Source organism: Streptomyces peucetius (assembly GCF_025854275.1).
In the GTDB taxonomy this organism is placed as follows: Bacteria; Actinomycetota; Actinomycetes; order Streptomycetales; family Streptomycetaceae; genus Streptomyces; species Streptomyces peucetius_A.
The window spans coordinates 6,421,856-6,448,818 of record NZ_CP107567.1 but is presented as its reverse complement, the minus strand read 5'-3'; the positions used below and the strand labels follow the sequence as shown (position 1 = coordinate 6,448,818).

Sequence of the window (26,963 nt, the reverse complement as noted above, 5' to 3'; positions counted from 1 at the left end):
GGTACCACGATCCGCCGTGTTGAACGTTCCGGGCCCCGGTTGCGTACTCCCCGGTATCGCCCAGTAGTTTGACCGGCTAAGTTCGACCGGCGGCCGGGCCGGCGAGCCGAACCGGCTGTCGCCGGCGGGCTGACCGGCCGTTCAGCAGGGCGATTGGTTGCCGTGTAACGCATCGGCTCTGGAGGCACATTGTTGCGGCGCATCAACGGAACAGCACTCATCATCGCGGCCCTGGTCGTCACGGTCGGCGCACTCGCCTTCCCCGTGTGGTCCTACGCCGACCGTTCCGGCACCGGTCAGGACAATCTCAACGCCTCGAGCGTGGCAACCCAGTGGGGGCCGCTGTCGGCCACCGACCGCGACTTCTTGGTCAAGGTACGGCTGGCCGGACTGTGGGAGCTGCCCGCCGGGCAGCAGGCGATCGAACGCGCGCCCACGGAGGCCATCAAGGCAGCCGGCGACCACCTCGTCGTCGGCCACACGGACCTGGACGAGCGGGCGCGCAACGTCGCCGCGCAACTCGGCGTCGAGCTGCCCAACCAGCCCACCGAGCAGCAGCAGGGCTGGCTGCGGGAGCTGTCCGCGGCACAGGGCGAGGAGTACGAGCGCAAGTTCGCGCAGATCCTGCGGACCGCGCACGGCAAGGTGTTCGCGCTGATCGCCGAGGTCAGGCACACCACCCGCAACACGCTGATCCGGCAGCTCGCCACGGACGCCAACCAGACGGTGCTCGACCACATCACCATGCTGGAGCAGACCGGCCGCGTCGACTTCGACCAGATCGCCAACGGTGCCGCCGCGACCGCGACGGCCAGCCCGAGCGGCCCGCCGCCGCCGGACGGCAACCTGCCCCCGTCGCCGCCTGCGGTCACACCGACGGGCGACCAGTCGTTCACGTCCCGTCCCACCCCGCAGCCGGGTGCGCCCACCGCGATCAACACCGACCGCCCGGCGCCCCAGGACCCCGTCCCGGCGGGCTGACGGGCACGGTCCCGGCGGCCTGCTTTTCGGGCGGGCCGGAACCTCAAATGAACCTCTGAACGTCCCCTCCTCCGGATTCACCTCGCCGTGACGGGGCCATGACCCCAGCACCGTCCCACGTCGGGCGTGAGCGGAGGAGGGGGACCATGGAACTCGGGATCGGGATCGGCTGGCGGCCTCAGATCGCGGAAACGGTGGAGCGGCTGCCGGGACTCGACTGGGTGGAGGTCGTCGCGGAGAACGTCTGCCCCGGCCATCTGCCGCCCGCGCTGCTCCGGCTGCGCTCACGCGGCGTCCGCGTCGTCCCGCACGGCGTCTCCCTCGGTCTCGGCGGCGCGGACCGGCCCTCGCCGCGGCGGCTGGCGGATCTGGCCGAGAGGGCGGAAGCACTCGACGCCCCGCTGGTCACCGAACACATCGCGTTCGTACGGGCAGGAGGCGCACTGACCGCATCCCCCGTGCTGGAGGCGGGCCATCTGCTGCCCGTCCCCCGCACCTGGGACGCGCTGGAGGTGCTGTGCGAGAACGTGCGCATCGCACAGGACTCGCTGCCGGTGCCGCTGGCGCTGGAAAACATCGCGGCGTTGATCTCCTGGCCGGACGAGGAGCTCACCGAGGGCCAGTTCCTCGCGGAACTCGTCGAACGGACCGGCGTACGGCTGCTGATCGACGTGGCCAACCTGCACACCAACCACGTCAACCGCGGGGAGAACCCGTCGGCCGCGCTGGACGAACTCCCGGTCGAGGCGATCGCCTACGTCCATGTGGCGGGCGGCATCGAACGCGACGGCGTCTGGCACGACACGCACGCGCACCCGGTGACACAGCCGGTGCTGGACGTGTTGTCGGCCCTCCGCGCGAGGGTTGACCCGCCGGGGGTGCTGCTGGAGCGCGACGACGATTTTCCGGCCGGGGCGGAGCTGGAGCGTGAACTGGCCACGATCCGGTCGACGCTGACGGCGGCGGGTGGTGCCCTGACCGCTGCGCGATGCGTCTCCCCCACCCCGCCCCTTCCCGAAACCGGCCTCCTCCCCCCACGCCCGGCGGCGTGGGGGGACCCCCAGCCGGGCTGCACTGCAGCCCCGCCGGAGTTTGAGGCGCGGGGGTCCGGGGGCAGAGCTCCCGGGTCGGGAAGGCACGAGGTGGGGAACAGGCCCGCCGCAGGCGCACCCGTACCCACCCGCCAGCGCCTCGCGCTCGCGCAGACCGCGCTGCTGTCCGCGCTCGTCGCGGGCACCCCCGCCCCCCAGGGCTTCGACGGACGCCGCCTGCGCGTACAGAGCCGCGCGCTCGCCGCCAAGCGGGCGGACGTCGTCGCGAAGATCGCGCCCGAGCTGCCGGAGATCCTCGGCACGGGCTACCGTCCGGCGTTCCTCGCGTACGCCGGGAACCGTCCCATGCACGCCGGCTACCGGCGCGACGCCCTCGAGTTCGCCGAGCACCTGCTGTCGACCGGGGGCGTCGCGGACGCCGAGGCCCGCCGCGAGCTGACGCTCTGGTGGCGGGAGCGGGCAGCCTCACGGCCGCCGGGCCGGGCGACCCGGCTGGTGAGGGCGGCACGCGCCGCGCTCGCGGGGAGGTGAGCGGGGCGACGCTGCTCGCGTGCGACGCCGTGCCTCTCACCGTCGGCGTCCCGTCCGTCCTTGCGGATCGTCGAGGTCCGCCCCGGCCCGCCGCCCGCTCCACCGCGGCGCACGTGCGCGACGTCCGCGAGGCGGCCTTCCTCGCGGACGGCCCTACCCAGGGTCGTCCACGCTGCGCTCGCCGGGGCCCGGGGGCTCGTGCGTACTGCGGCCGGCGGCCCGGGGGGGCCGGCCGCCGGCTCGTCCCCCGGCTCCGGCTCCGGCTTCCGCGGCGGCGGGTCATGAGCGACCGGCATCGGGGTCAATCACCCCGAAACCGCCGAGCCGGTGCTTTACTTCGTGAACCGCGCCTGCCGAAGATCCCTTTCGTCCCGTGGCCGTCGCCCGGCCGCCCGCGCACGAAGGGAACGCGATGCGAACATCCGCGAAGTACGGGGCCGTGGCGGGCCTCAGTTCCTTGGTCCTGACCTCGGTCACCGTTGCCCCCGCAGACGGAACGACCACCACCACCGCCGAGTCCCGCGGCACCGTGGTGGCCGCCGAGCGCGCCGCCGCGGCCGGCATCGACTTCGGCCGCTGCCCCGCCGTCGAGAAGCTGCCCGATTCGGTCCGCTGCGGCACCGTCAAGGTCCCGCTCGACTACGCCGACCCGTCGGGGCGTCAGATTGAACTGACCGTCAGCCGCGTTCCCGCGAGCGGTAGGAAGTCCGAGCGGCAGGGCGCACTCGTCTACAACCCCGGCGGCCCCGGCGCCTCCAGCATGACCTTCCCGCTGGCGGCCGAGCTGCCCGAGTGGAAGCGGATCGCCGAGGCGTACGACATCGTGGGCTACGCGCCCCGCGGTGTCGGCCGGTCGGCGCCGCTGTCGTGCCAGGACCCGGAGGACTTCCTCAAGGCGCCCACACAGGCCCCGACCCACCCGTCCCTCTCGTACAAGAAGGAGCGCATCGCACAGGCGCGGGCGTACGCGGACGGCTGCGCGAAGCGCAACGGCGAGGCGCTGCGCCACTACACGTCGCTGAACAACGCCCGCGACCTGGATGTCCTGCGGGCGGCGCTCGGCGAGCAGAAGCTGACCTTCGTGGGCGCCTCGTACGGGACGTACTTCGGCGCCCTGTACGCGACGATGTTCCCGTCGCACGTGCGCCGTATGGTCTTCGACTCCGCGGTCAACCCGGACCCGAAGCAGATCTGGTACCGCAACAACCTGGACCAGTCGGAGGCATTCGAGAGCAGGTGGGCCGACTTCCGCGCCTGGGTGGCCCGTCACCACGAGACGTACGGCCTGGGTACGACGGCCGAGGAGGTGGCGCACAGCTACGAACAGGCGCGCGCCCGGCTCGCCCAGGAGCCCGCCGGCGGCACGGTCGGCCCCGGCCAGCTGCACGCGGCCTTCCTCGGAGCCGGCTACTACGACGACTACTGGCCGCTGCGCGCCACCGCGCTGTCGGAGTATCTGAAGGGCAACCCGGAGCCGCTGATCGCCCAGGCGGCGCCCGACCGGAAGAGGGCGAAGGCCGCGGAGAACGGCAACGCCGTCTACACGGCGGTCGAGTGCAACGACGCCCCGTGGCCTGAGGACTGGCTCACCTGGAACGTCGACAACTCGCTGCTGGCGCAGCGCGCGCCGTTCGAGACGTGGGACAACGTGTGGATGAACCTGCCGTGCGCGTTCTGGTCCGCGCCGCGGCAGCGGCCGCTGGAGGTCGCCACCGCGCCGGGAGAGCTGCCGCCCACGCTGATCCTGGCCGCGGAACGGGACGCGGCCACCCCGTACACGGGGGCGCTGGAGCTGCAGCGGCGGCTGGCGGGTTCCGTGCTGATCACGGAGGAGGACGCGGGCACGCACGGTATCGGCGGCGGCCGCAACACCTGCGTCAACGACCATCTGGAGGACTACCTGCTGCGGGGTGAGACGCCGGTGCGGCGCGCATCATGCGCGCCGCACCCGGAGCCGGACCCGGTGTCGCTGGACCGGCGGGCGGAGCAGCGGAAGCTGCCGCACACCGTCTGATCTTCCGGGTCACATGGACGGCTGGGTATCCGCACCGGTGGTGCGGAAACCCGGCCGTCAGGTTCTTGAGGGGCCGAGGAGACGCTACGCGAGCCCGGCCACCAGGTCCGCCACATCCTTGCGGCGGCCGGTGTAGAACGGAACCTCTTCGCGGACGTGCATCCGGGCCTCGGAGGCACGCAGGTGACGCATCAGGTCGACGATGCGGTACAGCTCGTCCGCCTCGAAGGCCAGGATCCACTCGTAGTCGCCGAGTGAGAACGACGCGACCGTGTTGGCGCGCACGTCCGGGTAGCCGCGGGCCATCTTGCCGTGGTCGGCGAGCATCCGGCGGCGGTCCTCGTCGGGCAGCAGGTACCAGTCGTAGGAGCGCACGAAGGGGTAGACGGAGACGTAGTTGCGGGGCGTCTCGTCGGCCAGGAACGCCGGGATGTGCGACTTGTTGAACTCGGCGGGGCGGTGCAGCGCCATGTTCGACCAGACCGGCTCGAGTGTGCGGCCGAGGCGGGTGCGGCGGAAGCGGTTGTACGCGTCCTGCAGTTCGTCCGCGGTCTCCGCGTGCCACCAGATCATCACGTCGGCGTCGGCGCGCAGGCCGGAGACGTCGTACGTGCCGCGCACGGTGACGTCCTTGGCGGCGAGCTGGTCGAACAGCTCCTGGACCTCCTCGGCGTAGCCGGACCGGTCCTCCGGCAGGACATCGCGCAGCTTGAAGACGGACCACAGCGTGTACCGGATGACCTCGTTGAGGTCCTTGGCCTTCTTGCCTGCGTTCGGGATCTTTTCTGGCGCACTCATACGGCTATTGTCCCGCCTCGCCGTCCGTGCCCCGCGCCAGGGTCGGCGTGGCGAGAATCTCGTCGGCGGCACGCTGCCCGCTCGCGATGCAGGCGGGGATGCCGACACCGTCGTACACGGCGCCACAGACCCGCAGGCCCGGCACCTTGGCGATCTCGTCACGGATGCGGGCGACCCGGGCGAGGTGCCCGACCGGGTACTGGGGCAGACCGGCCGTCCACCGGGTGACCTCAAAGGCCACCGGAGCGGCGGTGAGTCCGACCGCCGCTCCGAGGTCCGCCAGGGAGACATCGACGAGCTCGCTGTCCTCGCGTTCGAGGGCCTGCTCCTCGCCGTAGCGGCCGACGGAGGTGCGCAGCACGAACAGGTCGCCCGCGCCCCGGGCGACCCAGCCCCATTTGTTCGACGAGAACGTGGACGCCTTGATGGTGCGGCCGTCGACGGGCGGGACGAGGAAACCGCTGCCGTCCGGCATCCCGGTCACGTCGGCGCGCCGGAACGCCATGGTCACGAGCGCCATCGAGGCGTACTCGACGTGCCCCAGCTCGGCCGCCGCGGCCGGTGACTCGCCGGCGAGGAGCGCGGACGCGGACCAGGCGGGCGTCGCGAGCACCACGGCGTCGGCGGCGAGCGTCTCCCGGTCCGTGCGGACCCGCCAGCCGGCGCCTGCGCGGGCGAGCCCGAGGACGGGCGTTTCGGTGCGGATGTCGCCGCCCTGCGCGCGCACGGCGTCGGCGACGGCGCCCGGCAGGGTGCCGATGCCGCCGTCGAGGCCCATGAAGACCGGCCCGCCGGTCTGCTGCCCGGCGGCGGCCCTGGCCTGGATGTCCCGCACGCCGTCGAGCAGCGAGCCGTGGGACCTGGCAGCCTCGAACAGCTGGGGCACGGCCGCGCGCATCGAGATGCGGTAGGCGTCCCCGGCGTACACCCCGCCGAGCAGCGGCTCCACGAGCCGGTCGACGACCTCCCGGCCGAGGCGCTCCGCGACGTACGCGCCGACGGCCACGTCGTCGCCGATCCCGGTCGGCGGGAGGTCCTTCTCGTGTTCGATGCGGGCGAGCCCCTCGGGCGACAGCAGCCCGGCCAGCGCCGACGCGTCGCCCGGGACGCCCATCACATGGCCCTTCGGCATGGGCCGCAGGGCGTCGCGGGTCCACACCGCGGAGGTCGCGGTCGCCGGCGGTTCGAGGCGGTCGCCGAGGCCGACGGCGCGGGCCAGGCCGGTGCCCTCGGTGCGGCGGGCGAGCATCGACTCGGCGCCGAGGTCCACGCGTACGCCCTCGATCTCCCCCGACCGAAGCTTGCCGCCGACCCGGTCGGTGGCCTCGAGGAGGGTGACGCGCACGCCGGAGGCGAGCAGCCGGTGCGCGGCGGCGAGACCGGCGATGCCGCCCCCGACGACCACCACATGGGGCGCAGGTGTGTCCACGTTCATGGTCCAACTCTCTCAAACGCCGTTCCGAGTCCTGACCGTGACCGGTTCGGGACCTTGTTCCGGCAACCCGCGGAGGCGGGTCGTACGTCGAACCTGCGACTTGTCGCCACACATCCCCCGGGGGGCCGGTATGGGTTCACGACGTACATCCGCGGTGCTGCTTCTCACCGCCTCGCTCGCCCTCGCGGGGTGCGGCGCGGGCGACTCCGGCGACAGCGCGCGGAGCGCGGCGAAGCCCGCCGCGCAGCAGGAGAGGGACGGGGCGGCGGGCTCCGGTTACGCGGCGGACGAGGCCGCCGGGCAGCCGGCGGAGGGCGGCGCCGACCGCCGCCCCGCGAAGCCCGCCGCGGCGGTGCAGGCGCACGTCATCCGGACCGCCACGCTGGAGGTGGAGGTCAAGGACGCCACGAAGGCGCTCGCCGCCGCCCGTACGACGGCCCTGAACGCCGGCGGCCACGTGGAGAACGAGACCACGGAACGGATCGACGACACCCATGTCACCTCCCGGGTCGTGCTGCGCGTCCCCCAGGAGCGGTACGACTCCGTCCTGAGCGAACTGGCGGGCGCCGGCAAGCTGTTGGCCCGCAAGGCGGACGCCAAGGACGTCACCGACCAGGTCGTGGACGTGGAGAGCCGGATCGCGACGCAGCGGGCGAGCGTGGCCAGGGTGCGGGAGCTGATGGAGCGGGCCACGAAGCTGACCGACGTCGTCACTCTGGAAGGCGAGCTGAGCAGCCGTCAGGCCGACCTGGAGTCGCTGCTGGCGCAGCAGGCCGCGCTGAAGGACCGCACCTCGATGGCGACGATCACCCTGACGCTGTCGGAACAGGAACGACCGGATGCGGGCAAGGAAGACGACGACCCGGGCTTCCTCGACGCGCTCGGCGGCGGCTGGGACGCGCTGGTGGCGACGCTGCGCTGGACCGCGGTGGTCCTCGGCGCGGTGGCGCCGTTCGCGGCGGTGGCCGCGGTGCTGTACGCGGCGTGGCGGTGGCTGGTGCGGCCCCGGCTGCCCCGGCGGCCGGCAGAGGCCCCGGCCGCGGCCTCCTCGTCGCCCCTTCCGGCCGCTCCCCCGGTCACCGAGGACTGAACGGCCTGTTCCCCGTAGCGTGTTCCCCATGACAACGACGGAGCGTCCGGCGACCGAGCGTCTGGTGATCATCGGGGGCGATGCGGCGGGCATGTCCGCCGCATCGCAGGCACGCAGGATGAAAGGGCCGGACGAGCTGGAGATCGTCGCGTTCGAACGCGGCCATTTCAGCTCGTTCTCGGCGTGCGGCATCCCGTACTGGGTGAGCGGCGACGTCGGCGAGCGCGACGAACTGATCGCGCGGACGCCCGAGGAGCACCGCAAGCGGTCCATCGATCTGCGGATGCGCACCGAGGTCACGGAGATCGACGTCGCGGGCCGGCGGGTGCGCTCGCGCGACCTGGAGACCGGCGAGGACGCCTGGACCGGCTGGGACAAACTGGTCATCGCGACCGGCGCCCGCCCGGTCCGTCCCGCGCTGCCCGGCATCGACGCGCCGGGCGTGCACGGTGTGCAGACCCTCGACGACGGCCAGGCGCTGCTGGACACCCTCGACCGCGCCGCCGGGCGGCGCGCGGTCGTCGTCGGCGCCGGATACATCGGCGTCGAGATGGCGGAGGCGCTGCTCAAGCACGGCTACGAGGTCACGGTCGTCAACCGCGGCGAGCAGCCCATGGCCACCCTCGACCCGGACATGGGCCGGCTGGTCCACGAGGCGATGTCGGGCATGGGCATCACGACGGTCTCCGGCACGGCCGTCACCGCGATCCTGACCGGCGACGACGGCCGGGCCCGGGCGGTCGCGACCGACGACGCCGAGTACCCGGCGGACGTGGTCGTCCTCGGCCTCGGCGTCGAGCCGGAAACCACCCTCGCCCGCGCGGCGGGCCTGCCGCTGGGCCGTCACGGCGGGCTGCTCACCGACCTGGCGATGCGGGTACGCGGCCACGACGACATCTGGGCGGGCGGCGACTGCGTCGAGGTCCTGGATCTCGTCTCCGGCCGCGAACGCCACATCGCGCTCGGCACCCACGCCAACAAGCACGGCCAGATCATCGGCGCGAACGCGGGCGGCGGCTACGGCACGTTCCCGGGCGTGGTCGGCACGGCGGTCAGCAAGGTCTGCGACCTGGAGATCGCCCGCACGGGCCTGCGCGAGAAGGACGCCCGGGAGGTGGGCCTGCAGTACGTGACGGCCACGATCGAGTCGACGAGCCGCGCCGGCTACTTCCCCGGTGCGGCGCCGATGACGGTCAAGATGCTTGCGGAACGCCGCACGGGCCGTCTGCTGGGCGTTCAGATCGTGGGCCGGGAGGGTGCGGCGAAACGCGTGGACATCGCGGCCGTGGCGTTGACGGCCGGCCTGACGGTCGAGCAGGTGACGGCCCTGGATCTCGGCTACGCCCCGCCGTTCTCCCCCGTCTGGGACCCGGTCCAGGTGGCGGCCCGCAAGGCGACGGCAGCGGTGCGGGCGGGAGGATAGCCGGTCCCGGGGCCGGGTGTCCTCCCGGAGCAGGCGGACGGCCCACGCTCACTCATGGTGACGAATTGCAGCAATTCGCTCACCATGGGTTAACCCAACGCATGATTCGACACATAGTGCGCGCACTCTGCGCCGCCTCACTCGTCATCCCACCACTCGCCCTGAGCTCCCCCGCCCACGCCGTGACGACGTGCGCGGTCAACGGCAGGCCCGTCACGGGCACGACCGTGAACGGCACACCCGGCCACGACCTGATCCGCTGCGAGTACCCCTTCTGAGACAAGGACACCGCTCGCCGCGGGGCCGACCCGGCCCCGCGGCGAGCGGTGTGTCCGCGCGGCTTCGTCGGCGAGCGGCGCGTCCGGACCGGCTCGGCCGCGGAATCAGGCGCCGGTCTCAGGTGCCGGTCTCAGCGCGCCGTCGACTCGTGCACATCCGCCACCAGCCGCGTCAGCGCGTCCGGGTCCGTCGTCGGCAGCACCCCGTGCCCCAGGTTGAAGATGTGGCCCTCGAGACCCGCCGCCGCGTCCAGCACCTCGCGGGTCTTCGCGCGCACCGCCTCCGGCGTGGAGAACAGCACCGCCGGGTCCAGGTTTCCTTGGAGCGCCTTGCCGGGGCCGACCCGGCGCACGGCCTCGTCCAGCGGAACGCGCCAGTCGACGCCGACCACGTCCGCGCCCGCCTCGCCCATGAGGCCCAGCAGCTCGCCCGTGCCGACCCCGAAGTGGATGCGCGGGACGCCGTAGGACGCGACGGCCTCGAAGACCTTCACCGACGCGGGCATCACGGAGCGTCGGTAGTCCGCGGGGGCCAGTGCGCCGACCCACGAGTCGAAGAGCTGTACGGCGGACGCGCCCGCCTCGATCTGGACCTTCAGGAAGGCGGAGGTGATCTCCGCGAGGCGGTCCAGCAGGTCGGCCCACAGCTGCGGGTCGCCGTACATCAGGGCCTTGGTGTTCTCGTGGTTGCGCGACGGCCCGCCCTCGACGAGGTAGCTCGCCAGTGTGAACGGCGCGCCCGCGAACCCGATGAGCGGGGTCGCCCCGAGCTCGCCCGTCAGGATGCCCATCGCCTCGGTGACGTACGAGACGTCGTCGGGCGTCAGGTCGCGCAGCCGCGCGAGGTCGGCGCGCGTCCGGATCGGCTCGGCGACGACCGGGCCGACACCGGGCTTGATGTCGAGGTCGATGCCGATCGCCTTGAGCGGCACGACGATGTCGCTGAAGTAGATCGCGGCGTCGACCTTGTGGCGCCGCACCGGCTGAAGGGTGATCTCCGCGACGAGGTCGGGCCGCATGCACGACTCGAGCATCGGGATGCCCTCGCGCACCTTCAGGTACTCCGGCAGCGAGCGACCCGCCTGCCGCATGAACCAGACGGGCGTGTGAGGCACCGGCTCCCGGCGGCACGCCTTCAGAAAGGCGGAGTCGTACGTCTTCGTCTGCTGGCCCGCGGGGCTGTGGTTGGCGCTCACGCATGGAATCTTCGCATGTGCGCGGCAAGTGCCTGCCCCGGCATGGGTGTCCCTCCCTGCGCGGAGCCCCCGTTCCGCCTACTCTTCCCGGCATGGCTGCGGCTCAGGGACACTTTTCCGATCATTCCAACACCGCTGACGACAAGGGGAGCGCGGAACCGGGTGCCGAACCGAGTGCCGTTCCGCCTGCGTTCCGTCAGGCGGTCGAGGCGCTGCGGTCGGCGCGGCTACGGCCGGAGATCGAGATCGATCCGACGCGGCCCCCGCAGCGGCTCGCGCCGCACGCGTACGCGCTGGAGGCTGCGGTCGTCGACGGCGACGACGATCTCGCGGACGGGCGTCTCGTACTGCTGCACGAGCCGGCCGGCCACGAGGCGTGGCAGGGCACCTTCCGGTTGGTGACGCTGGTGCGGGCGGAGCTGGAGCCGGAGATGGCGGCCGATCCGTTGCTGCCCGAGGTGTGCTGGTCGTGGCTGACGGGCGCCCTGGAGGCGCGCGGACTGTCGTACGGGGAGCCGAGCGGCACCGTCACCCGCGCGGGGTCTCACTATTTCGGTGGACTTGCCGAGCGTCGTCCGGCGACGCAGATCGAGATCCGTGCGTCGTGGACGCCCCGGGAAGGGGCCGGTGGTGCGCCGGACACCGCCGCACACCTGGTGGCCTGGTGCGATCTGCTCTGCCAGGTCGCCGGTCTGCCCCCGTCGCCGGCCGGTCCGTCGGACAACGCGACGGGCGTGGTGACGCTGCCGCAGCGCCGGGGGCCGCAGCAGGCCTGAACCGGGGCGATGCCGCGGCACGGGAGACTGGCCGCGGCCGTGCGCAGGAACGACGCCTGGAACGGTTCGCTCGCAGGATGATCGATCGCCTGTCCGAATTGCCCCAATTATTACTCACCAAATCGTGATCATTCTCTAAAGGCGGACGGGTTCACTGCCGAAGAGGTCAATGACCTAACTGCACGGTTCGCCCCGGCTTCATCCCCGAGCCGGCTCCGTCCCGCACCTTTCCAGGAGGCCTGGTGTCCGTTCTTCTCGAGCAGCCCGCAAGCCTGGTCGCCTACCGCCCGAACAAGCCGACGGCCATGGTCGTCGTGGCCGACCCGCGCGTCCGTTCCACCGTCACCCGCCACCTGTGGGCGCTCGGGGTCCGTGACGTCATCGAGGCGTCGTCCATCGCGGAGGCCCGTCCCCGCGTCGGCAACCCGCGCGACATTTGCGTTGCCGACGTCCATCTGCCCGACGGTTCCGGGCTGACCCTGCTGTCCGAGACCCGCGCGGCAGGCTGGCCCAACGGGCTGGCACTGTCGGCCGCCGACGACATCGGCGCCGTTCGCAACGCGCTGGCCGGCGGTGTCAAGGGCTACGTCGTCACCGGTACCCGTACCAACATCGGCCACCCGACCCGCCCCGGTGCCGCCCCCATCGGCGCCGCGGCGAACCGTATGCACCGCCGCCCCCCGGGTGCCCCGAGCCACCCGGGCGGCTACCGCGAACTGTCCGGCCGCGAGGTCGAGGTGCTGCGCCTCGTCGCGGAGGGCCAGTCCAACAAGGCGATCGGCGTCTCCATGGGACTCTCCGCGCTGACCGTCAAGAGCCACCTCGCCCGTATCGCACGCAAGCTGGGCACGGGCGACCGCGCCGGAATGGTGGCGGTCGCCCTCCGCACCGGAATCATCCACTGATCACTTGACACTTCCCCCGCGCCCGTCGACGGAACGTTCCGTCGACGGGCGCGTTCCGTTCACCGATACCCTTGACGCGTGACCGACGCCCAAGAGACCGCAGCAGAGACTGCACTGCGAGCCACCGGGGGCGCCCCCTCGGACGACGACGTCCCTGCCGCAGGGCTGCCGATCCCACTGCTGGAGCCCCGTGAAGGCATCCCGCCGGTGGTCGCCGACGAGGACACCCTCGCCGAGGTGATCGCCGCCTTCGCGGCCGGCACCGGGCCCGTGGCCGTCGACGCCGAGCGGGCGTCCGGCTACCGGTACGGACAGCGCGCGTACCTCGTACAGCTACGCCGTGAGGGTGCCGGCACCGCGCTCATCGATCCCGTCGGCTGCCCCGACCTGTCGGGGCTCGGCGACGCGCTCGCCGACGCCGAATGGATCCTGCACGCCGCCACCCAGGACCTGCCGTGCCTGCGGGAAATAGGCATGATCCCCACGCGTCTCTTCGACACCGAGCTGGCCGGCCGGCTCGGCGGCCACCCGCGGGTCGGGCTCGGCGCGATGGTCGAGAGCGTCCTCGGGTACGCCCTGGAGAAGGGCCACTCGGCCGTCGACTGGTCCAGCCGCCCCTTGCCCGAGCCGTGGCTGCGGTACGCGGCGCTCGACGTGGAGCTGCTGGTCGACCTGCGCGACGCGCTGGAGAAGGACCTCGACCGGCAGGGCAAGCTCGAATGGGCCCGCCAGGAGTTCGACGCGATCGCGTCCGCCCCGCCGCCACCCCCGCGCCGTGACCCCTGGCGCCGCACGTCGGGGATGCACAAGGTGCGCCGCCGCCGCCAGATGGCGGTCGTACGGGAGATGTGGACGGTCCGCGACCGGGTCGCCCAGCGGCGCGACGTGTCCCCCGGCAAGGTGCTGGGCGACGCCGCGATCATCGAGGCCGCGCTCGCGCTGCCCGCGAACGTCCACGCGCTGACCGCGCTGCCCGGGTTCGGGCACCGGATGGGGCGGCGTCAGCTCGAGCAGTGGCAGGCCGCGGTCGAGCGGGCGAAGGCGCTGCCGGACTCGGAGCTGCCCCAGCCCGGCCAGCCGCTGAACGGTCCGCCGCCCCCGCGGTCGTGGGCGGACAAGGACCCGGCCGCCGCGGCCCGCCTGTCCGCCGCGCGCGCGGCGGTCTCCGCGCTGGCGGAGGAGCTGAACATGCCGCAGGAGAACCTGATCACACCGGACACCGTGCGCCGGGTCTGCTGGGAGCCGCCGTCCGAAGTGACGGTGGCGTCCGTCTCCGACGCCCTCACCGAACTGGCCGCCCGCCCGTGGCAGGTGGAACAGGTCGCGCCCGTGCTGGCAGAGGCGCTGACCGCGAAGGCACCGTAGGCGAGGGCGGCGCCGACGTGTGACGTTCACCGCTCCGGTCTCCGGGACTGTGCAGCTTGGTTACCCACTAGTAGCATGAGGGAAGCAAGCGCACGCTCAGCCGTGCGTGCCGCAGCAGTGCCACCCCGCACCCTGGAGGAGAGCCATCGTGCCTCGTACCGTCAGGGACGTCGTCTTCGTCGACGGCGTCCGCACCCCGTTCGGCAAGGCGGGCCCGAAGGGCATCTACCACGAGACCCGCGCCGACGATCTCGTCGTGAAGGCCATCCGGGAGCTGCTGCGACGCAACCCGGCTCTCGACCCCAAGAAGATCGACGAGGTCGCCATCGCCGCGACCACACAGATCGGTGACCAGGGTCTGACCCTCGGCCGCACCGCCGGCATCCTCGCCGGTCTGCCGCAGTCCGTGCCGGGCTACTCGATCGACCGCATGTGCGCCGGTGCGCTCACCGCCGTCACGAGCGTCGCCGGCTCCATCGCCTTCGGCGCGTACGACGCCGTCATCGCCGGCGGTGTCGAGCACATGGGCCGCCACCCGATGGGCGAGGGCGTCGACCCGAACCCGCGCTTCGTCAGCGAGAAGCTCGTCGACGAGTCGGCCCTCTTCATGGGCATGACCGCGGAGAACCTGCACGACCGCTACCCGCAGATCACCAAGCAGCGCGCCGACGAGTACGCCGTGCGTTCGCAGGAGAAGGCCGCCAAGGCGTACGCCGACGGCAAGATCCAGCAGGACCTCGTCCCGGTGTCCGTCCGCCGCACCAGCGCCGAGGCCGGCGAGACCGGCTGGGGCCTGGTCACCGCCGACGAGCCGATGCGCCCGGGCACCACGCTCGAGTCGCTCGCGGGCCTGAAGACGCCGTTCCGCGTCCACGGCCGCGTCACCGCCGGCAACGCCGCGGGCCTGAACGACGGCGCCACCGCCTCGATCATCGCCTCGGAGGAGTTCGCCCGCGAGAACAACCTCCCGGTCAAGATGCGCCTCGTCTCGTACGCCTTCGCCGGCGTCGAGCCCGAGGTCATGGGCTACGGCCCGATCCCCGCGACCGAAAAGGCCCTCGCCAAGGCGGGCCTGTCCATCGAGGACATCAACCTCTTCGAGATCAACGAGGCCTTCGCCGTCCAGGTCCTGGCGTTCCTCGACCACTACGGCATCGCCGACGACGACGCCCGCGTCAACCAGTACGGCGGCGCGATCGCGTACGGCCACCCGCTGGCCTCGTCCGGTGTGCGTCTGATGACGCAGCTGGCCCGCCAGTTCGAGGAGCAGCCGGAGGTCCGCTACGGCCTGACCACCATGTGCGTCGGCTTCGGCATGGGCGCCACGGTCATCTGGGAGAACCCGCACCACAAGGACGCCGGAGGCGACAAGTGAGCACCACCGCTGAACTCCTGAAGGGCGCGGCCGAGCTGTTCCCGGACGAGGTCGTCACGCAGGCGCACGTACGCCACCTCGACCTCCCCGGCGGCGCCGGACGCTTCGCCCTCATCACCCTGGACAACGGCCTGGACCACACCAAGCCGACCACCATCGGCCCCCAGTCGCTGGCGAACCTCAACGCCGCGATCGACCAGGTCGAGAAGGAGGCGTCGGAGGGCTCGATCGTCGGCGTCGGTGTCACCGGCAAGCCGTTCATCTTCGCCGTCGGCGCCGACCTCAAGGGCGTCGAGCTGCTGAAGCAGCACTCCGACGCGCTCGCCATCGGCAAGGGCGGCCACGACGTCTTCAAGCGTCTCGCGGGCCTGGCCGTGCCGACCTTCGCGTACTACAACGGCGCCTCCATGGGCGGTGGCGTCGAGATCGGTCTGCACTGCACGTACCGCACCGTCTCCAAGGCGATCCCGGCCTTCTCGCTGCCCGAGGTCTTCCTCGGTCTCGTCCCCGGCTGGGGCGGCTGCACGATCCTGCCGAACCTGATCGGCGCGGACCGCGCGGTCTCGGTCATCATCGAGAACTCGCTCAACCAGAACAAGCAGCTCAAGGGCAAGCAGGTCTTCGAGCTCGGCATCGCCGACGCGATCTTCGAAGGCGCCGACTTCCTGGAGCAGTCCCTCGTCTGGACGGCGTCCGTCCTCAGGGGCGAGACCGCCGTCGAGCGCCCCGAGGTCGACCGCGGCGAGGCCTGGGACCAGGCCGTCGCCAAGGGCCGGTTCATCGCCGACTCGAAGGTGCACGGCGCCGCCCCGGCCGCGTACCGCGCCCTCGACATCATCGAGGCCGCCAAGGACGGCGACCTGCAGAAGGGCTTCGACGCCGAGGACCAGGCGCTGGCCGACCTCATCATGGGCGGCGAGCTGCGCGCCGGCATCTACGCCTTCAACCTGGTGCAGAAGCGCGCCAAGCGCCCGGCCGGCGCGCCGGACAAGTCGCTGGCCCGCCCGGTCACCAAGGTCGGCGTCGTCGGCGCCGGTCTGATGGCCTCCCAGCTGGCGCTGCTGTTCCTGCGCCGCCTCGAGGTGCCGGTCGTGCTGACCGACATCGACCAGGAGCGCGTCGACAAGGGTGTGGGATACGTCCACGCCGAGATCGAGAAGCTGCTCGGCAAGGGCCGCATCAACCAGGACAAGGCCAACCGCCTCAAGGCCCTGGTGAGCGGTGTGCTCGACAAGGCCGAGGGCTTCGCGGACGCGGACTTCGTCATCGAGGCCGTGTTCGAGGAGATGAGCGTCAAGCAGAAGGTGTTCGCGGAGGTCGAGGCGGTCGCCCCGGCGCACGCGATCCTCGCCACCAACACCTCCTCGCTGTCGGTCTCGGAGATGGCGTCCCAGCTGAAGCACCCGGAGCGGGTCGTCGGCTTCCACTTCTTCAACCCGGTCGCGATCCTCCCGCTGCTGGAGATCGTCCGCGGTGAGAAGACGGACGACGCGTCGCTGGCCACCGCGTTCGGTGTCGCGAAGAAGCTGAAGAAGACCGCGGTCCTCACCAAGGACGCCCCGGCGTTCGTCGTGAACCGCATCCTGACCCGCTTCATGGGTGAGATCCAGAACGTCATCGACGAGGGAACCCCGGTCGCCACCGCCGAGAAGGCCGTCGAGCCGCTCGGCCTGCCGATGTCGCCCCTGGTCCTGCTGGAGCTCGTCGGCCCCGCCATCGGCCTCCACGTCTCCGAGACCCTGAACCGCGCGTTCCCGGAGCGCTTCAAGGTCTCCGAGAACCTGGCCGCGGTGGTCAAGGCCGGCAAGCGCGGCTTCTACGTCTACGACTCCGGCAAGCCGGAGCTGGACCCGGAGGTCGCCGCGCTCCTCAAGCAGGGCGACACCGTCCTGACCGAGGAGCAGGTCCGCGACCGCGTCCTGGACGCCGTCGCGCAGGAGATCGGCCTGATGCTCGACGAGGGCGTCGTCGCCGAGGCCCAGGACATCGACCTCTGCCTGATCACCGGCGCCGGCTGGCCCTTCCACCTGGGCGGCATCACGCCGTACCTGGACCGCGAGGGCGTCTCGGAGCGCGTGAACGGCAAGCGGTTCCTGGATGCGGGTGTGGCGAGCGTGCCCGCGTAACCCTTCCCGGAGCACGACACTGCCCCGACACCGCGTGAAGCGGTGCCGGGGCAGTTCTCTATGCTCTAGGGATCTGATTGCCCTGCAACAGGGCTCTGTGGGGGGACTGGGTTACATGCGCAACGTTGGTTCGGCCTACGCCGGTTTGGCCACGGCCACAACGATCTTCCTGGGTGCGTCGTTGATGACCGCGCCCCAGGCGACCGCTACCGACATCACGGTGACCGGACCGATCGCCACGTTCAACGATCCTTCGGGCACCGCCGGACAGCAGAACGCCATCAAGAACCAGCTGCTGGCACTCATCAACGGGGCTGCTCCTGGCTCGCAGATCCACGGCTCCGTCTACCTGTTCACCGACAACGACATCCGTGCCGCGCTGGTTTCTGCCGCGGAAGGGCCCAAGCAGGTCGCGGTCAAGCTGATCCTGGACGGCGACACGGTGACCGATCCGGACCCGCAACTGGGAGGCGGCACCGAGTATTTCGCTCTCGCCGATGCCCTCGGCACCTATGACCCGAGCAGCACGGACGACGGATCCTGGGTCCTGGCCTGCCCAAAGGTTCGCGGCTGCGTAGGAAACCGCCGACTCAACGCGAACGACGACGGCGCGATCAATCACAACAAGTTCTTCCTCTTCTCACAGGTGGGGGAGGAAAGGAACATCGTGTTCCAGACGTCGGCCAATCTCACACGCAGCCAACTGGAGCGGTACTACAACAACGCAGTGACCGTCCCTGACGCCGGCAGCGGGCTGTACGCGGAGTATCTGCGCTACTGGGAAGACCTGCGGGCCCACGGATCCCAGGGTGAGGGCACGGAGCACTACTACATCACCAAGCAGAGCGGCCGTTACAAGACGTACTTCTTCCCGCGCAGGGAGAGCGACGGATCCATGTACGCCACCGACCCGCGGACGGACACCATCGTCTCCTTGCTCGGCAACGTCCAGTGCGGCCAAGGCCCGACTTCCATCCGCGTCGGCATGTACGCGTTCACACGCCCCCAGGTTGCCGACAAGCTGGTGGACCTCGCAACGGCCGGCTGCACTGTACGACTGGTGCACAACGGCGAATCGGGAAGCCTCGGGCGCGAAGTCGGTTCCGTCATTTCCGGGAAGCTGTCGTCCATCCACAAGTGCGACGGATCAATCGACGGTCGCGTGATCGGCATCCATTCCAAGTACATGCTGATCGAAGGCACGTACCTCAGCTCTCCCGACCGGAAGATCGTCTTTACGGGAAGCCACAACTACACCTTTCCCAATCTGCGTTCGCACGACGAGACCCTGTTGAAGATCGACGACAGCGAGCTGTACGAGGCATACCGGAAGAACTTCGACGACACGCTCATGAAGAGTCCGCACTGTCGGGCGGCATGACGACGAGAACTGCAATGCCGAGCGGGTCCGATGGCGGTGACTGCTCCTTGTCGGACGGGCCGCGCCGAAGCGCCAGGAGGGCACCGGGCACCGCGCTCGTCGCGACAGTGGCTCTGCTCGCTGCCGCGGTCCTCTCGTCCCACGACTCGGAACCGTCACCGGCAACCCAAGCTCCTCCCAGCGGTCAACTGCGCGTACTCACCTGGAACATCTGTGGCGAGGCCGGTGGTCGCCGTGGCACTACAGGCTACTGCCCGTATCGAAACGACCCGGCCGCCAAGGTGCAAGAGATCGTCAAGGCCATGGCAGAGCACCAGGCCGACGCCGTCGCGCTCCAGGAAATCTGTGGTGGGGCGCCAGGCAGTCACGCCTCGATGCTGACCACGGCGCTCGGCCCCCGCTGGTCTGTCCGTGCGGCGGCGGGCAGCCGCCCGGACGGAACCTCGGCCTGCAGAGGCGGTCTCAAGGGCCGTCTGGGTGTTGCGGTCGCGGTACGGGGGAAGATCACGTCCAGCACGACGTCCGAGTCGCTGCCTGCGTCACCTCGGACCAACAAGGACAGCAAACCATTGCTGTGTGTAACCGTGGCGAAATGGTCCTACGGGCTCTGCACGATACACATCCTCCCCGGCGCGGACCCGCGGGTCCCCTCCCAGGTGAGGCAAGTGGCAGGTGATGTACTGAAGACCGGCCGACCAGTGGTCCTCGCTGGGGACTTCAACAGAAATTCACGCGCCGCCGAACTCGCTCCCCTGGACCGGGACTTCACCGAATGCCGGCGGTGGGGTGACGGAACGCCTGCCGCTCCCACCTTCCACCGCTGGGACATTTCGACCGGCCGGCACGTCTTCCACACACTTGACCATGTCTACGTCCACACGGCCGGCGGGTTCCCGGCGCGCTTCGCCTCATGCGGGGTCGATCATGAGCGCATGGACACCACGCGCAACACCACCGATGCTCCGCCTCCGTCCGGTCAGTCCGATCACGCGCCCGTCCATGTGGTCGTCCGTGGCCGGTAGGGACCTACCAGTGGCGCCTCACCAACGGCCGGCGAATGGAAGGTGCTCGCACTTGTCGGAGCAAGGTTCCCGCGAGAGGGTGGATTCCCTGATCCAGTTGCCTTCGGGAACTCCGTGGATCCTCACATTGAGAGTGGTCGGCCGAGAGTGAATCGCACTGAAGATCGACACGAACTCGACCACGTAGGTCCCCGGCTTCCAGTCATGCGGATGCGTCACCTTCCACGTGCCGTCCTTCTGCACGGGCGCCGAAGCGATCAGACGGCCGCCTTCCAACACCATCACCTTTGTCACTCCCGCCTCGGCCGTCCCGGAGAACCGGGGGCGCGGGCCATTCAGCGCGCCGTCACGAGGTCCGAGCACGACAGGCGGCTGGACGTGATCCTTCACTGTGAAGCCCACTGCCGAAACGGGTGTCACGCCTTGGGCCGTGTAGCCCACGACGTGGACCACGTGGTCACCCGCAGGCCAGTTCACGACACGACGCCACTGCCACTTGCCTTTGCCATTGACGCCGGTACCGCCCAGGTACGCCCCGTTCTCGAAGAACAGAACATAAGTCGTCCCGGCATCGGCCGTTCCCGAGAACTTCTGCATGGCGCCTACGGTCTTCGACTGAACGGGCGCGTCAACCGTAGGTGCAGAGCCGACGCGGGCCTCACTGTAGAGCGCATACTCCGGGGCCTCCACCGTGAATTCGGGAAGCAGTCCCGCAAACTCCGGCGCCATAGAGAGTGTTCCTACATCGACGAAACCAGGAGGAATCTCATGAGATTCATGAAGACCTATGGCGATCATTCGCGCCACGGCTCGGGCTCCCGCCTCGTTGAAATGCGTTGAGTCGATGACGCCGTCGGAGTGGTTGGGGTGTTCGCCAGCGTCGAGCCAGCGGAAGTAGTGACGAGCGCGCTGCGGTCCGAGTTGCTCAAGCCACCGCGTGGTGTGTTCGACGATATCCAGCAAGGCCACACCTGTCTCCTTGGCCACCTCGCGCATCACCTCGGGGTGCACGTCAAGGGTGTCCACCACATTGCCCTCGACACTGAATGAGCAGCGAGCAGTCGGCGTCACCAGCACAGGAAGGGCGCCCTCGGCACGTATTCCTTCGATGTAGAGGTACAGGAACTCTTTGAATTCGCGCGGGCCGTGATAGCGAGCGGGGTTGTCGATGCGCTGTTCCACCGCGCCGAAACCCAGAAGCACGAGGTCCCCCGGCTCCAGCATGTTCAGAAGCGTTGCGAACCTGTCGGTGAAGTACGTGCGGGCTGTCATCGCATCGCGAGCATAGTTCCGCACTTCGTGGTACGGAGTGAGAAACTCACCCAGGAACTGCCCCCACCCGGCAAGTGGCGCTTCCTCCGGAGTTCGCGACGCCGCCACCGAATTTCCGACAATGCAAATCTTACTCATACCTGAATTCCTTCATCACGAACAGCTTCACGGCGATGGCGACATTGCCTCTCACAGCGGCCACCCCGGGAGTCGTCCGGCGTGATGACGCTGGTTGCGCGGGGCTCCGTACTCGAACTGGCTCGCAACGGGGAAGTAGCTTGGAAGGAAGGCAGCCAGGATCGCGTCCTGCTCGTCCTCGGGTACATCTCCGTCGTGGAAGTCGTTCAGGCAGAACACGTCGTGCGGCCGGGCCGTCAGCAGACGGGTGAGCCGGGTGCGGTGTTCCTTCAGCCCGACGTTCACGAAACCGCAGTTGACGCGCCCGGGGATGCTCCGGCCTGTCTGGTACGCGAAGTAGTGGTGCAACGAGGACGCTATGGACACATCGGTGTGGCTGCGGAGCCGACTGGCGGCGGTGCGCGCGAGCACGTCGGGGTACGTGCTCTCCAGGTCGGCCATCACACTGCGGCGCAGCGGGTAGGGCGCGTGCAGGAATCCGTGTGTCAGCGTCTGACCGAACGTTTCCGCGATCAGCGCCCTGTTGTTCTTGGCGGCGCTGATGTTGAAGTCGTCCTCCTGGCGCGTCGGCAGCATGGGGATCGCAGTCGGCGACAGGAAATGCTTCGCCTGACCGTTGCCCTCGAAGAAAAGGCTTGGCGACACGGCACGGCCGATGAAGAAGTCATCGTTGAAGTACAGGAAATGCTCAGAGAGTCCATCGATGTGGTGGAGCTGACTCTCGATGGCGTGCGAGTTGAAGGTGGGCAGAGCCCCCCGGTCTCCGAAGATCTCCGAATGATCGACGACCGTGACCCGATCGTGGTTCAGGTCCAGCCACGGCGGAACCTGCCGGTCGGTGACGATGTAGATGTTCCGGATCCACGGCGCATACATGTCGATGGACCGCAAGGAGTACCGGAGCTCGTCGCGGCTGCGGAAGCGTGCGGCACTCGCGGCCGCGTCCACGGTCTCCAGGCCCAGCCCGGAGAGCACCTGGTTCTTGCGCTCCAGCCAGGCCATGTCGGAACCGTCGACCCATGTGTACACGGCGTCGACGGGGAAGTTCACATCGCCGTTGAGCGGCTGGGCGAAGGCCTCGATCGTCGGGTAGGCACGTCCTGCGAGCACGGTTGACGTGCGATCCATCGAGTACTGCGAGATCCGGTCACCGATGAGGGTGCGCGTCGGGGACTTGACGTACTCCTCGTCCTCCGGATCGGTTTCCCAGAACGAGATGGTGCAGCCGTAGACGGCACCGAGGCGCAGTGTGCGGGACTTGGTGACGACGCTCTGGTAGACACGGACTCCCGTGCTCGGGAGGTGGGCCTGCTCCTCGCACAGGCCGGCGAGCACTGTGGTGATCGCATCTTGACGCTCGTTGAGGAAAGCCGCGTACACGGCTTCCTGCCCGTAGGCCGACGTCAGGGCTTTGAGCACACTCTCCCGGTAGGAACCGTGCACGGCCACGGTTTTACGAAGGTTGGTGTCACGGGCAACCAGATACGGGATGCCGGCCGTCTCCAGGGCATCCGCGGCCAGCGCCAAGTTCGCCTGCATGACGTCGAAGGGGGACTCCGCGTCGGAGACCCGGCAGAGCTGCCCGCCATCACGGACCAGCGCACCATTGCGCTTGGCGACCTGCTCCTCCAGCTTGCGCTGGGAACCGGAACGCGACTGGCTCGGCGGAGCGGGGGCGGCTGCCGTGGCCGCCCCGGTGAGTCCGGTAAAGGCGGCGTGCAGGGCGAGCCGGTCAGCCTTGAGAGCGTCCCGCCGGCCGCTTTCCCGGTGTCCGGCGAGCTCCTCGAACAACTTCTCCCATTGTGCCGTAATCTGCGGCGGGTCGAAGCGGTGGATGGTCACCGCGGCCTCGGCACCCAGGTGGTGGCGCAGCGGCTGGTCCTCGATCAGCCGGTTGAGTTGGAAGGCGAGCGCATCGACGTCGCCGTGCGGGACCAGAACCCCGGAACGGCCGTCCAGGATGATCTCTCGGGGGCCGTTGGGGCAGTCGTAGGAGACCACGGGCACGCCGGCCGCCTGCGCTTCCATGAGAACCAGCGGAAACGCCTCGTTGCGAGAGGTCATAAGGGCGATACTCGCCTTGGCCCACTCCTCCGCCAGATGCGGGGTATTGCCGTTGAGCTGGACACTGTCGTGCAGGCCGAGCTGGTTGATCTGCCGGCGTAGAGCGCCTGCCATCGGGCCGTCGCCGAAAATGCGCAGCACCCAGTCGGGGTGGTGCGGTGCAACCAAGGCCCAGGCGCTGAGTGCGTGGTCGAGCTGCTTCTCTCCTACCAGCCGTCCCGCGGTGACCACGGTACGGGTTTCCAGCGTGGAGCGAGGACGAAAGCCGTGGGGCAAGGCGTTGGGGACGACTTCGATCCGCGGGGCACTGGCACCGAGCGTCTCGGCGAACCAGTCACGGGTACGGCCGCTGAGCACGGCCAGGGCGTCGAGTCGCGCCGAGTACTTCAGAAGGGGCTCGCCGCTGGTGCCGCGCAGTTCCGACACCCGGTGCTCCTGGTGCACGGTAATGACGCGGCTCGGGGCGAGCTGCACCGCCAGGGCCATCAAGGCCGGGGTGGTGGTGATGAGGATGTCGGTGTCGGTGTGCTGGAGCGCGAGTTCCAGTTCGATGTCAGACAGCCGGTTGAACGCTGCCTCCCATGCCCGGTCGACCAGCAGGCTCGGCTGCCCGGCGAGGGCGGTATACGCGTCATCGCCCAGGTCGGCCCGGCGGACCGGCCGGGCGACCGGGCCGGTCTGGTCCACGAGGTAGTCGACCCGGACACGATCGTCGAGAGGGAAGAAGAGCTCGGGCCGGCTGCGGAAGATGCTCAGCACACGCACGTCGTGGCGTCCCACAAGTTCGGATGCCTGGTTGAAGACAGCGCGTTCCGTGCCTCCCACGGCGTCAGCGGTGGTCAGCAGAAAGGTGATCTTCATCAGGTTCTCCGCCCGGCCTCGGGCATACGACTGCATGTGACGCGGAAGTTTCCCGCAGGGGTGTAACGGGGCTGAACGAGCATGGGGGCCCGCCCTCGGGGAGCCACACTCGTGCGATTGATGGCGAAGACGCGTATGGGGTTGCGAACGTCATGGAGGCGCCGTCCGAGCCGCAGGCGCCGTTCACCGTCCGAGCAGAGCGCGACATCCCAGTGCTCCGTCGCCCGCCGCTGGGGGGACATCTCCTCCAAGGGAACGACGACGCGCCACACTCCGTCGCCGAGAGGGTGCACCGGCCGCTTGACCCGGCGTCCGGTCGCGGTGAACTCGGACCACGGTTCGGCGACCTCGGCCCCGATCACCCGGAAGTCCACGCTGAGTCCCGTATGGGAAAGGTCGACCTTCACGACCTCCGCGGAGGGCCGGGCATCGGCGGTGACCACCCGGAGGTTGCCGGTCACCGATCGTCCGAGCCTGTGCCGCTGGCCGGTCAGCGGAGAGGCCGACATCGGCATCGTGGGGCCGTCATAGGGACGTGGGGGCTCCACGAGAAGCAGCGGAATCCTGCTGGTTCTACGCCCGGTCCTGAGCCTCAGCCTGACCTTCCAGCGTCCGTTCCCGACCGGCGCGCCACCGGCTTCGGCGCCGAGCAGCACGGCGGCATCCATAAGGAGCCGGCCGGTGTGGTCCTCGTAGACCCGGGCCGTTGTCTCGTACCGCTGTCGGCCACGCTGGAGGACGAGGCCGGCCGCCTCGGGTACGCGTGTGCCAGGTGGCAGAGAGGCATGCAGGTTGACCGTGTGCCCGTCGAGGACAGCAGCGTAGAGCAGTCGTGCGGCACGGTTGACGCGCATCGGAAGAAAGACACGGAGCATCAGCCACGACCGCCAGACAGCGGCGCGTGAGGTGAGCCGGCGTGCGATGCCGGCCAAATGCCTACGTCGCGGAATCATACGCGTCCCATTCCCAGTTCTGCGGTACGTCTGGTCGGCAGCCCTTCGGCACCAGGAAGCTCATAAGGGCTCGGAACGGGGAAGTAGCTTTCGAGAAAACGCTTCACCATGCGTTCCTGTGCATCGGGGTCGTCAGGAACCACCGTGTCGTTGATGCAGAAAGTGTCGAAATCACGCCTTGCGACGAGCCGGTCGAGCCGACGCTGCGCCAACGCGTCACCGATGTCCACGTACACGTACCGCAGGCTGCCCTGTGTGGCCCGGGCCGAGTGATAGGCGTAGTAGTGGTGGAGCGAGGACGCGATGGGCACGTCGTACGGCGAGCGGAACTTCGAGTGCTGCGTCACCCAGTGCGCCCGGGCGTACGTCTGCTCGATCTCGGCGAGCACCGACCGGCGCAGCGCGTGGGGCGTGTGCTTCATCTTCTGGGAGATGACCGTGCCGAACTGCTGGGCGATCAGACCGCGGCTGTTCTTTCCTGCGGCGTCCACCGGCAGGTCCTCGGGTGAGATGCTCCCCGCCGGTATGAGTGCCTTTGACATAAAGAACTTGGTCAGGCCATTCGGATGAAAGAAGTGCTCCGGACGTACCGGCCGACCGAAGAACACATCGTCATTGAGATACAGGAAGTGCTCAGAGAGGTCGGATATATGGTGCAGTTGACTTTCGATGGCATGTGAGTTGAAAGTCGGCAGAGCTTCCGGGTCGGAGAAGATCTCTTTGTGGTCCACCACCCTGATCCCCGGGTATTCGGTGTTCAGCCAGCCCGGCGCCTGTCCCGCGGTGACCAGGAAGATGTTTCGTACCCAGGGCGCGTTCTGGTGGATCGAGCGCAGGGAGTACCGGAGTTCATCGCGGCTCGTGTAGCGGGCGTCGTTGTCTGCCTGCTCGTGCAGCTTCTCCGTCGTTCCCGTGTCGAGGCCCCGTCGCGCGGCTTCCTTGCCCTGGCGCCAGACCGGGTCGGCGTCGTCGACCCACGTGTAAACGATGTCGATGGGGTACGAATGGTCCTCGGGGAGCCGGGCGGTGAACTCACCGACCGTTCGCGTGTAGCCCGTGTGGTACTGACTGGGTACGGGGCTGAAAAGCTTCTGCTCCGCCACGCGGCGCTCGGCTTCCACGGAGATCTGGGTGACCACAGCATTGGGCCGGGGTGCGAGCAGCTTTCCCTCGCCCTCGGACCAGAACTCCAGATCACACCCCGACTCCGAGCCGAAGATCAGATGCCCCGTGGGGTCGGCCACGTTCCATGTGAGGCGGAGGACCTCGCTGCCACGGAGGCGGCGCCAGGTCTGGCGCTCGGCCCCGACACGCAATTGACCACCATCGGCAGGTCGGACGTACCCCGGGTTGCGGCCGAAGGCGATTTGCAGGACTTCCTCGACGTCGGCTCGATACCGCGAGGAAACCGCGACGCACGGCACATTCTGACCGGTGCCACGGACCGCGAAGTAGTCGATCTCGGCTTCCTCGAAGACGGCGACGAGCATGTGGAGGTTCCTGGCGCGTGCGGCCCATTCGGTAGCACCCCGCACGACCACCGCCCGCGCATGCTTGCCTTCGATCTTGACGATACGGAGCCCGGCATCCACGCTGTGCTTCGCGTACTTGCGGCGGCCGCCCAGGGCGCGGACCACAACGGCCGAGCGGGCCGAGTCGAAGGCCGCCAGGGTGCGCATGACCATGTTCCGCAGTGGAGCCGGGACACGTCGGACGATGCGCCGGCGAGCCCGGACCGGGACCAATGACCGATAGGTCGAAACAAGCGCACTGGTCTCCGGATTACTGTCGCTCGCCACTGCTTTCCGCACCATCCATACACACAAGGGGGCGAAGCCCCGTCCTGCGCCTTCGCCCGCCGAGCGCCTGTTGCCTCCGGTGGCCACCGTCTAAGACACATGGCCGCCGCAAGATCTTCACACTCTGA

The 26,963-nt window shown here is 69.6% G+C and carries 20 protein-coding genes; 13 read left to right on the top strand and 7 right to left on the bottom strand.

Annotation, left to right across the window (positions count from 1 at the left end; all coding sequences use genetic code 11):
- Positions 1-192 precede the first annotated feature (192 nt).
- The 3 genes from OGH68_RS29200 (at position 193) to OGH68_RS29190 (ending at position 4,578) form a co-directional block, all read left to right on the top strand.
- Positions 193-981 carry a DUF4142 domain-containing protein gene (locus OGH68_RS29200; RefSeq protein ID WP_264248070.1) on the top strand — a complete coding sequence of 263 codons (789 nt, stop codon included), beginning with the start codon at positions 193-195 and terminating at the stop codon, positions 979-981.
- 146 nt (positions 982-1,127) lie between these two features.
- The gene (locus OGH68_RS29195; RefSeq protein WP_264248067.1) at positions 1,128-2,564 is read left to right on the top strand and encodes a DUF692 domain-containing protein; all 1,437 of its coding nucleotides are present in this window, start codon (positions 1,128-1,130) and stop codon (positions 2,562-2,564) included.
- Between the two features lie 412 nt (positions 2,565-2,976).
- Positions 2,977-4,578 (top strand): alpha/beta hydrolase, encoded by a 1,602-nt coding sequence (locus OGH68_RS29190; RefSeq protein ID WP_264248066.1) that lies wholly within the window; start codon positions 2,977-2,979, stop codon positions 4,576-4,578.
- An 84-nt stretch (positions 4,579-4,662) separates the two neighbouring features.
- Here OGH68_RS29190 and hemQ read toward each other — a convergent pair whose 3' ends face one another.
- A complete protein-coding gene (hemQ, locus tag OGH68_RS29185) occupies positions 4,663-5,376 on the bottom strand; it encodes a hydrogen peroxide-dependent heme synthase (protein ID WP_264248064.1) in 714 nt (237 codons plus the stop codon).
- A 4-nt stretch (positions 5,377-5,380) separates the two neighbouring features.
- On the bottom strand, positions 5,381-6,811 hold the full coding sequence (gene hemG / locus OGH68_RS29180) for a protoporphyrinogen oxidase (RefSeq protein ID WP_264248062.1): 1,431 nt from the start codon (positions 6,809-6,811) through the stop codon (positions 5,381-5,383).
- Between the two features lie 130 nt (positions 6,812-6,941).
- On the opposite strand from hemG, the gene OGH68_RS29175 reads away from it, so the two are divergent.
- The 3 genes from OGH68_RS29175 (at position 6,942) to OGH68_RS29165 (ending at position 9,602) form a co-directional block, all read left to right on the top strand.
- Positions 6,942-7,901, top strand: coding sequence for a DUF4349 domain-containing protein (locus OGH68_RS29175; RefSeq protein WP_264248061.1), 960 nt, complete (start codon positions 6,942-6,944; stop codon positions 7,899-7,901).
- A gap of 28 nt (positions 7,902-7,929) precedes the next feature.
- Entirely contained in the window at positions 7,930-9,324 is a 1,395-nt protein-coding gene (locus OGH68_RS29170) for an FAD-dependent oxidoreductase (protein ID WP_264248059.1), read from the top strand.
- Positions 9,325-9,425: 101 nt separating this feature from the next.
- Positions 9,426-9,602, top strand: a complete 177-nt coding sequence (locus OGH68_RS29165) for a hypothetical protein (protein ID WP_264248057.1) — start codon at positions 9,426-9,428, stop codon at positions 9,600-9,602.
- 131 nt (positions 9,603-9,733) lie between these two features.
- On the opposite strand, the gene hemE is transcribed toward OGH68_RS29165, so the two are convergent.
- Positions 9,734-10,798: a uroporphyrinogen decarboxylase gene (gene hemE, locus OGH68_RS29160; RefSeq protein ID WP_264248055.1), complete on the bottom strand. Its 1,065-nt coding sequence runs from the start codon at positions 10,796-10,798 to the stop codon at positions 9,734-9,736.
- Between the two features lie 92 nt (positions 10,799-10,890).
- Between hemE and OGH68_RS29155 the strand changes: the two genes are divergently transcribed.
- From OGH68_RS29155 to OGH68_RS29125, 7 genes are all read left to right on the top strand, one after another.
- Positions 10,891-11,574: a DUF3000 domain-containing protein gene (locus OGH68_RS29155; protein ID WP_264248052.1), complete on the top strand. Its 684-nt coding sequence runs from the start codon at positions 10,891-10,893 to the stop codon at positions 11,572-11,574.
- 242 nt (positions 11,575-11,816) lie between these two features.
- Positions 11,817-12,479, top strand: coding sequence for a helix-turn-helix transcriptional regulator (locus OGH68_RS29150; protein ID WP_005310513.1), 663 nt, complete (start codon positions 11,817-11,819; stop codon positions 12,477-12,479).
- Between the two features lie 78 nt (positions 12,480-12,557).
- A complete protein-coding gene (locus OGH68_RS29145) occupies positions 12,558-13,844 on the top strand; it encodes an HRDC domain-containing protein (protein ID WP_264248051.1) in 1,287 nt (428 codons plus the stop codon).
- Positions 13,845-13,992: 148 nt separating this feature from the next.
- The gene (locus OGH68_RS29140) at positions 13,993-15,219 is read left to right on the top strand and encodes a thiolase family protein (RefSeq protein WP_264248049.1); all 1,227 of its coding nucleotides are present in this window, start codon (positions 13,993-13,995) and stop codon (positions 15,217-15,219) included.
- A complete protein-coding gene (locus tag OGH68_RS29135) occupies positions 15,216-17,345 on the top strand; it encodes a 3-hydroxyacyl-CoA dehydrogenase NAD-binding domain-containing protein (protein ID WP_264248048.1) in 2,130 nt (709 codons plus the stop codon). The genes OGH68_RS29140 and OGH68_RS29135 overlap by 4 nt, the downstream gene beginning before the upstream one ends.
- A gap of 115 nt (positions 17,346-17,460) precedes the next feature.
- Positions 17,461-18,726: a phospholipase D-like domain-containing protein gene (locus tag OGH68_RS29130; RefSeq protein ID WP_264248046.1), complete on the top strand. Its 1,266-nt coding sequence runs from the start codon at positions 17,461-17,463 to the stop codon at positions 18,724-18,726.
- The gene (locus OGH68_RS29125) at positions 18,723-19,748 is read left to right on the top strand and encodes an endonuclease/exonuclease/phosphatase family protein (protein ID WP_319020249.1); all 1,026 of its coding nucleotides are present in this window, start codon (positions 18,723-18,725) and stop codon (positions 19,746-19,748) included. The genes OGH68_RS29130 and OGH68_RS29125 overlap by 4 nt, the downstream gene beginning before the upstream one ends.
- Positions 19,749-19,766: 18 nt before the next feature.
- On the opposite strand, the gene OGH68_RS29120 is transcribed toward OGH68_RS29125, so the two are convergent.
- From OGH68_RS29120 to OGH68_RS29105, 4 genes are read right to left on the bottom strand one after another with little or no spacing between them, the layout of a single operon-like run.
- Complete coding sequence (locus OGH68_RS29120; protein WP_264248043.1) at positions 19,767-21,158, bottom strand: hypothetical protein; 1,392 nt, start codon at positions 21,156-21,158, stop codon at positions 19,767-19,769.
- A gap of 51 nt (positions 21,159-21,209) precedes the next feature.
- Positions 21,210-24,083 (bottom strand): stealth conserved region 3 domain-containing protein, encoded by a 2,874-nt coding sequence (locus tag OGH68_RS29115; protein WP_264248041.1) that lies wholly within the window; start codon positions 24,081-24,083, stop codon positions 21,210-21,212.
- Positions 24,083-25,036: a hypothetical protein gene (locus OGH68_RS29110; RefSeq protein ID WP_264248038.1), complete on the bottom strand. Its 954-nt coding sequence runs from the start codon at positions 25,034-25,036 to the stop codon at positions 24,083-24,085. The genes OGH68_RS29115 and OGH68_RS29110 overlap by 1 nt, the downstream gene beginning before the upstream one ends.
- Complete coding sequence (locus OGH68_RS29105) at positions 25,033-26,835, bottom strand: stealth family protein (protein WP_413471045.1); 1,803 nt, start codon at positions 26,833-26,835, stop codon at positions 25,033-25,035. The genes OGH68_RS29110 and OGH68_RS29105 overlap by 4 nt, the downstream gene beginning before the upstream one ends.
- Positions 26,836-26,963 lie beyond the last annotated feature (128 nt).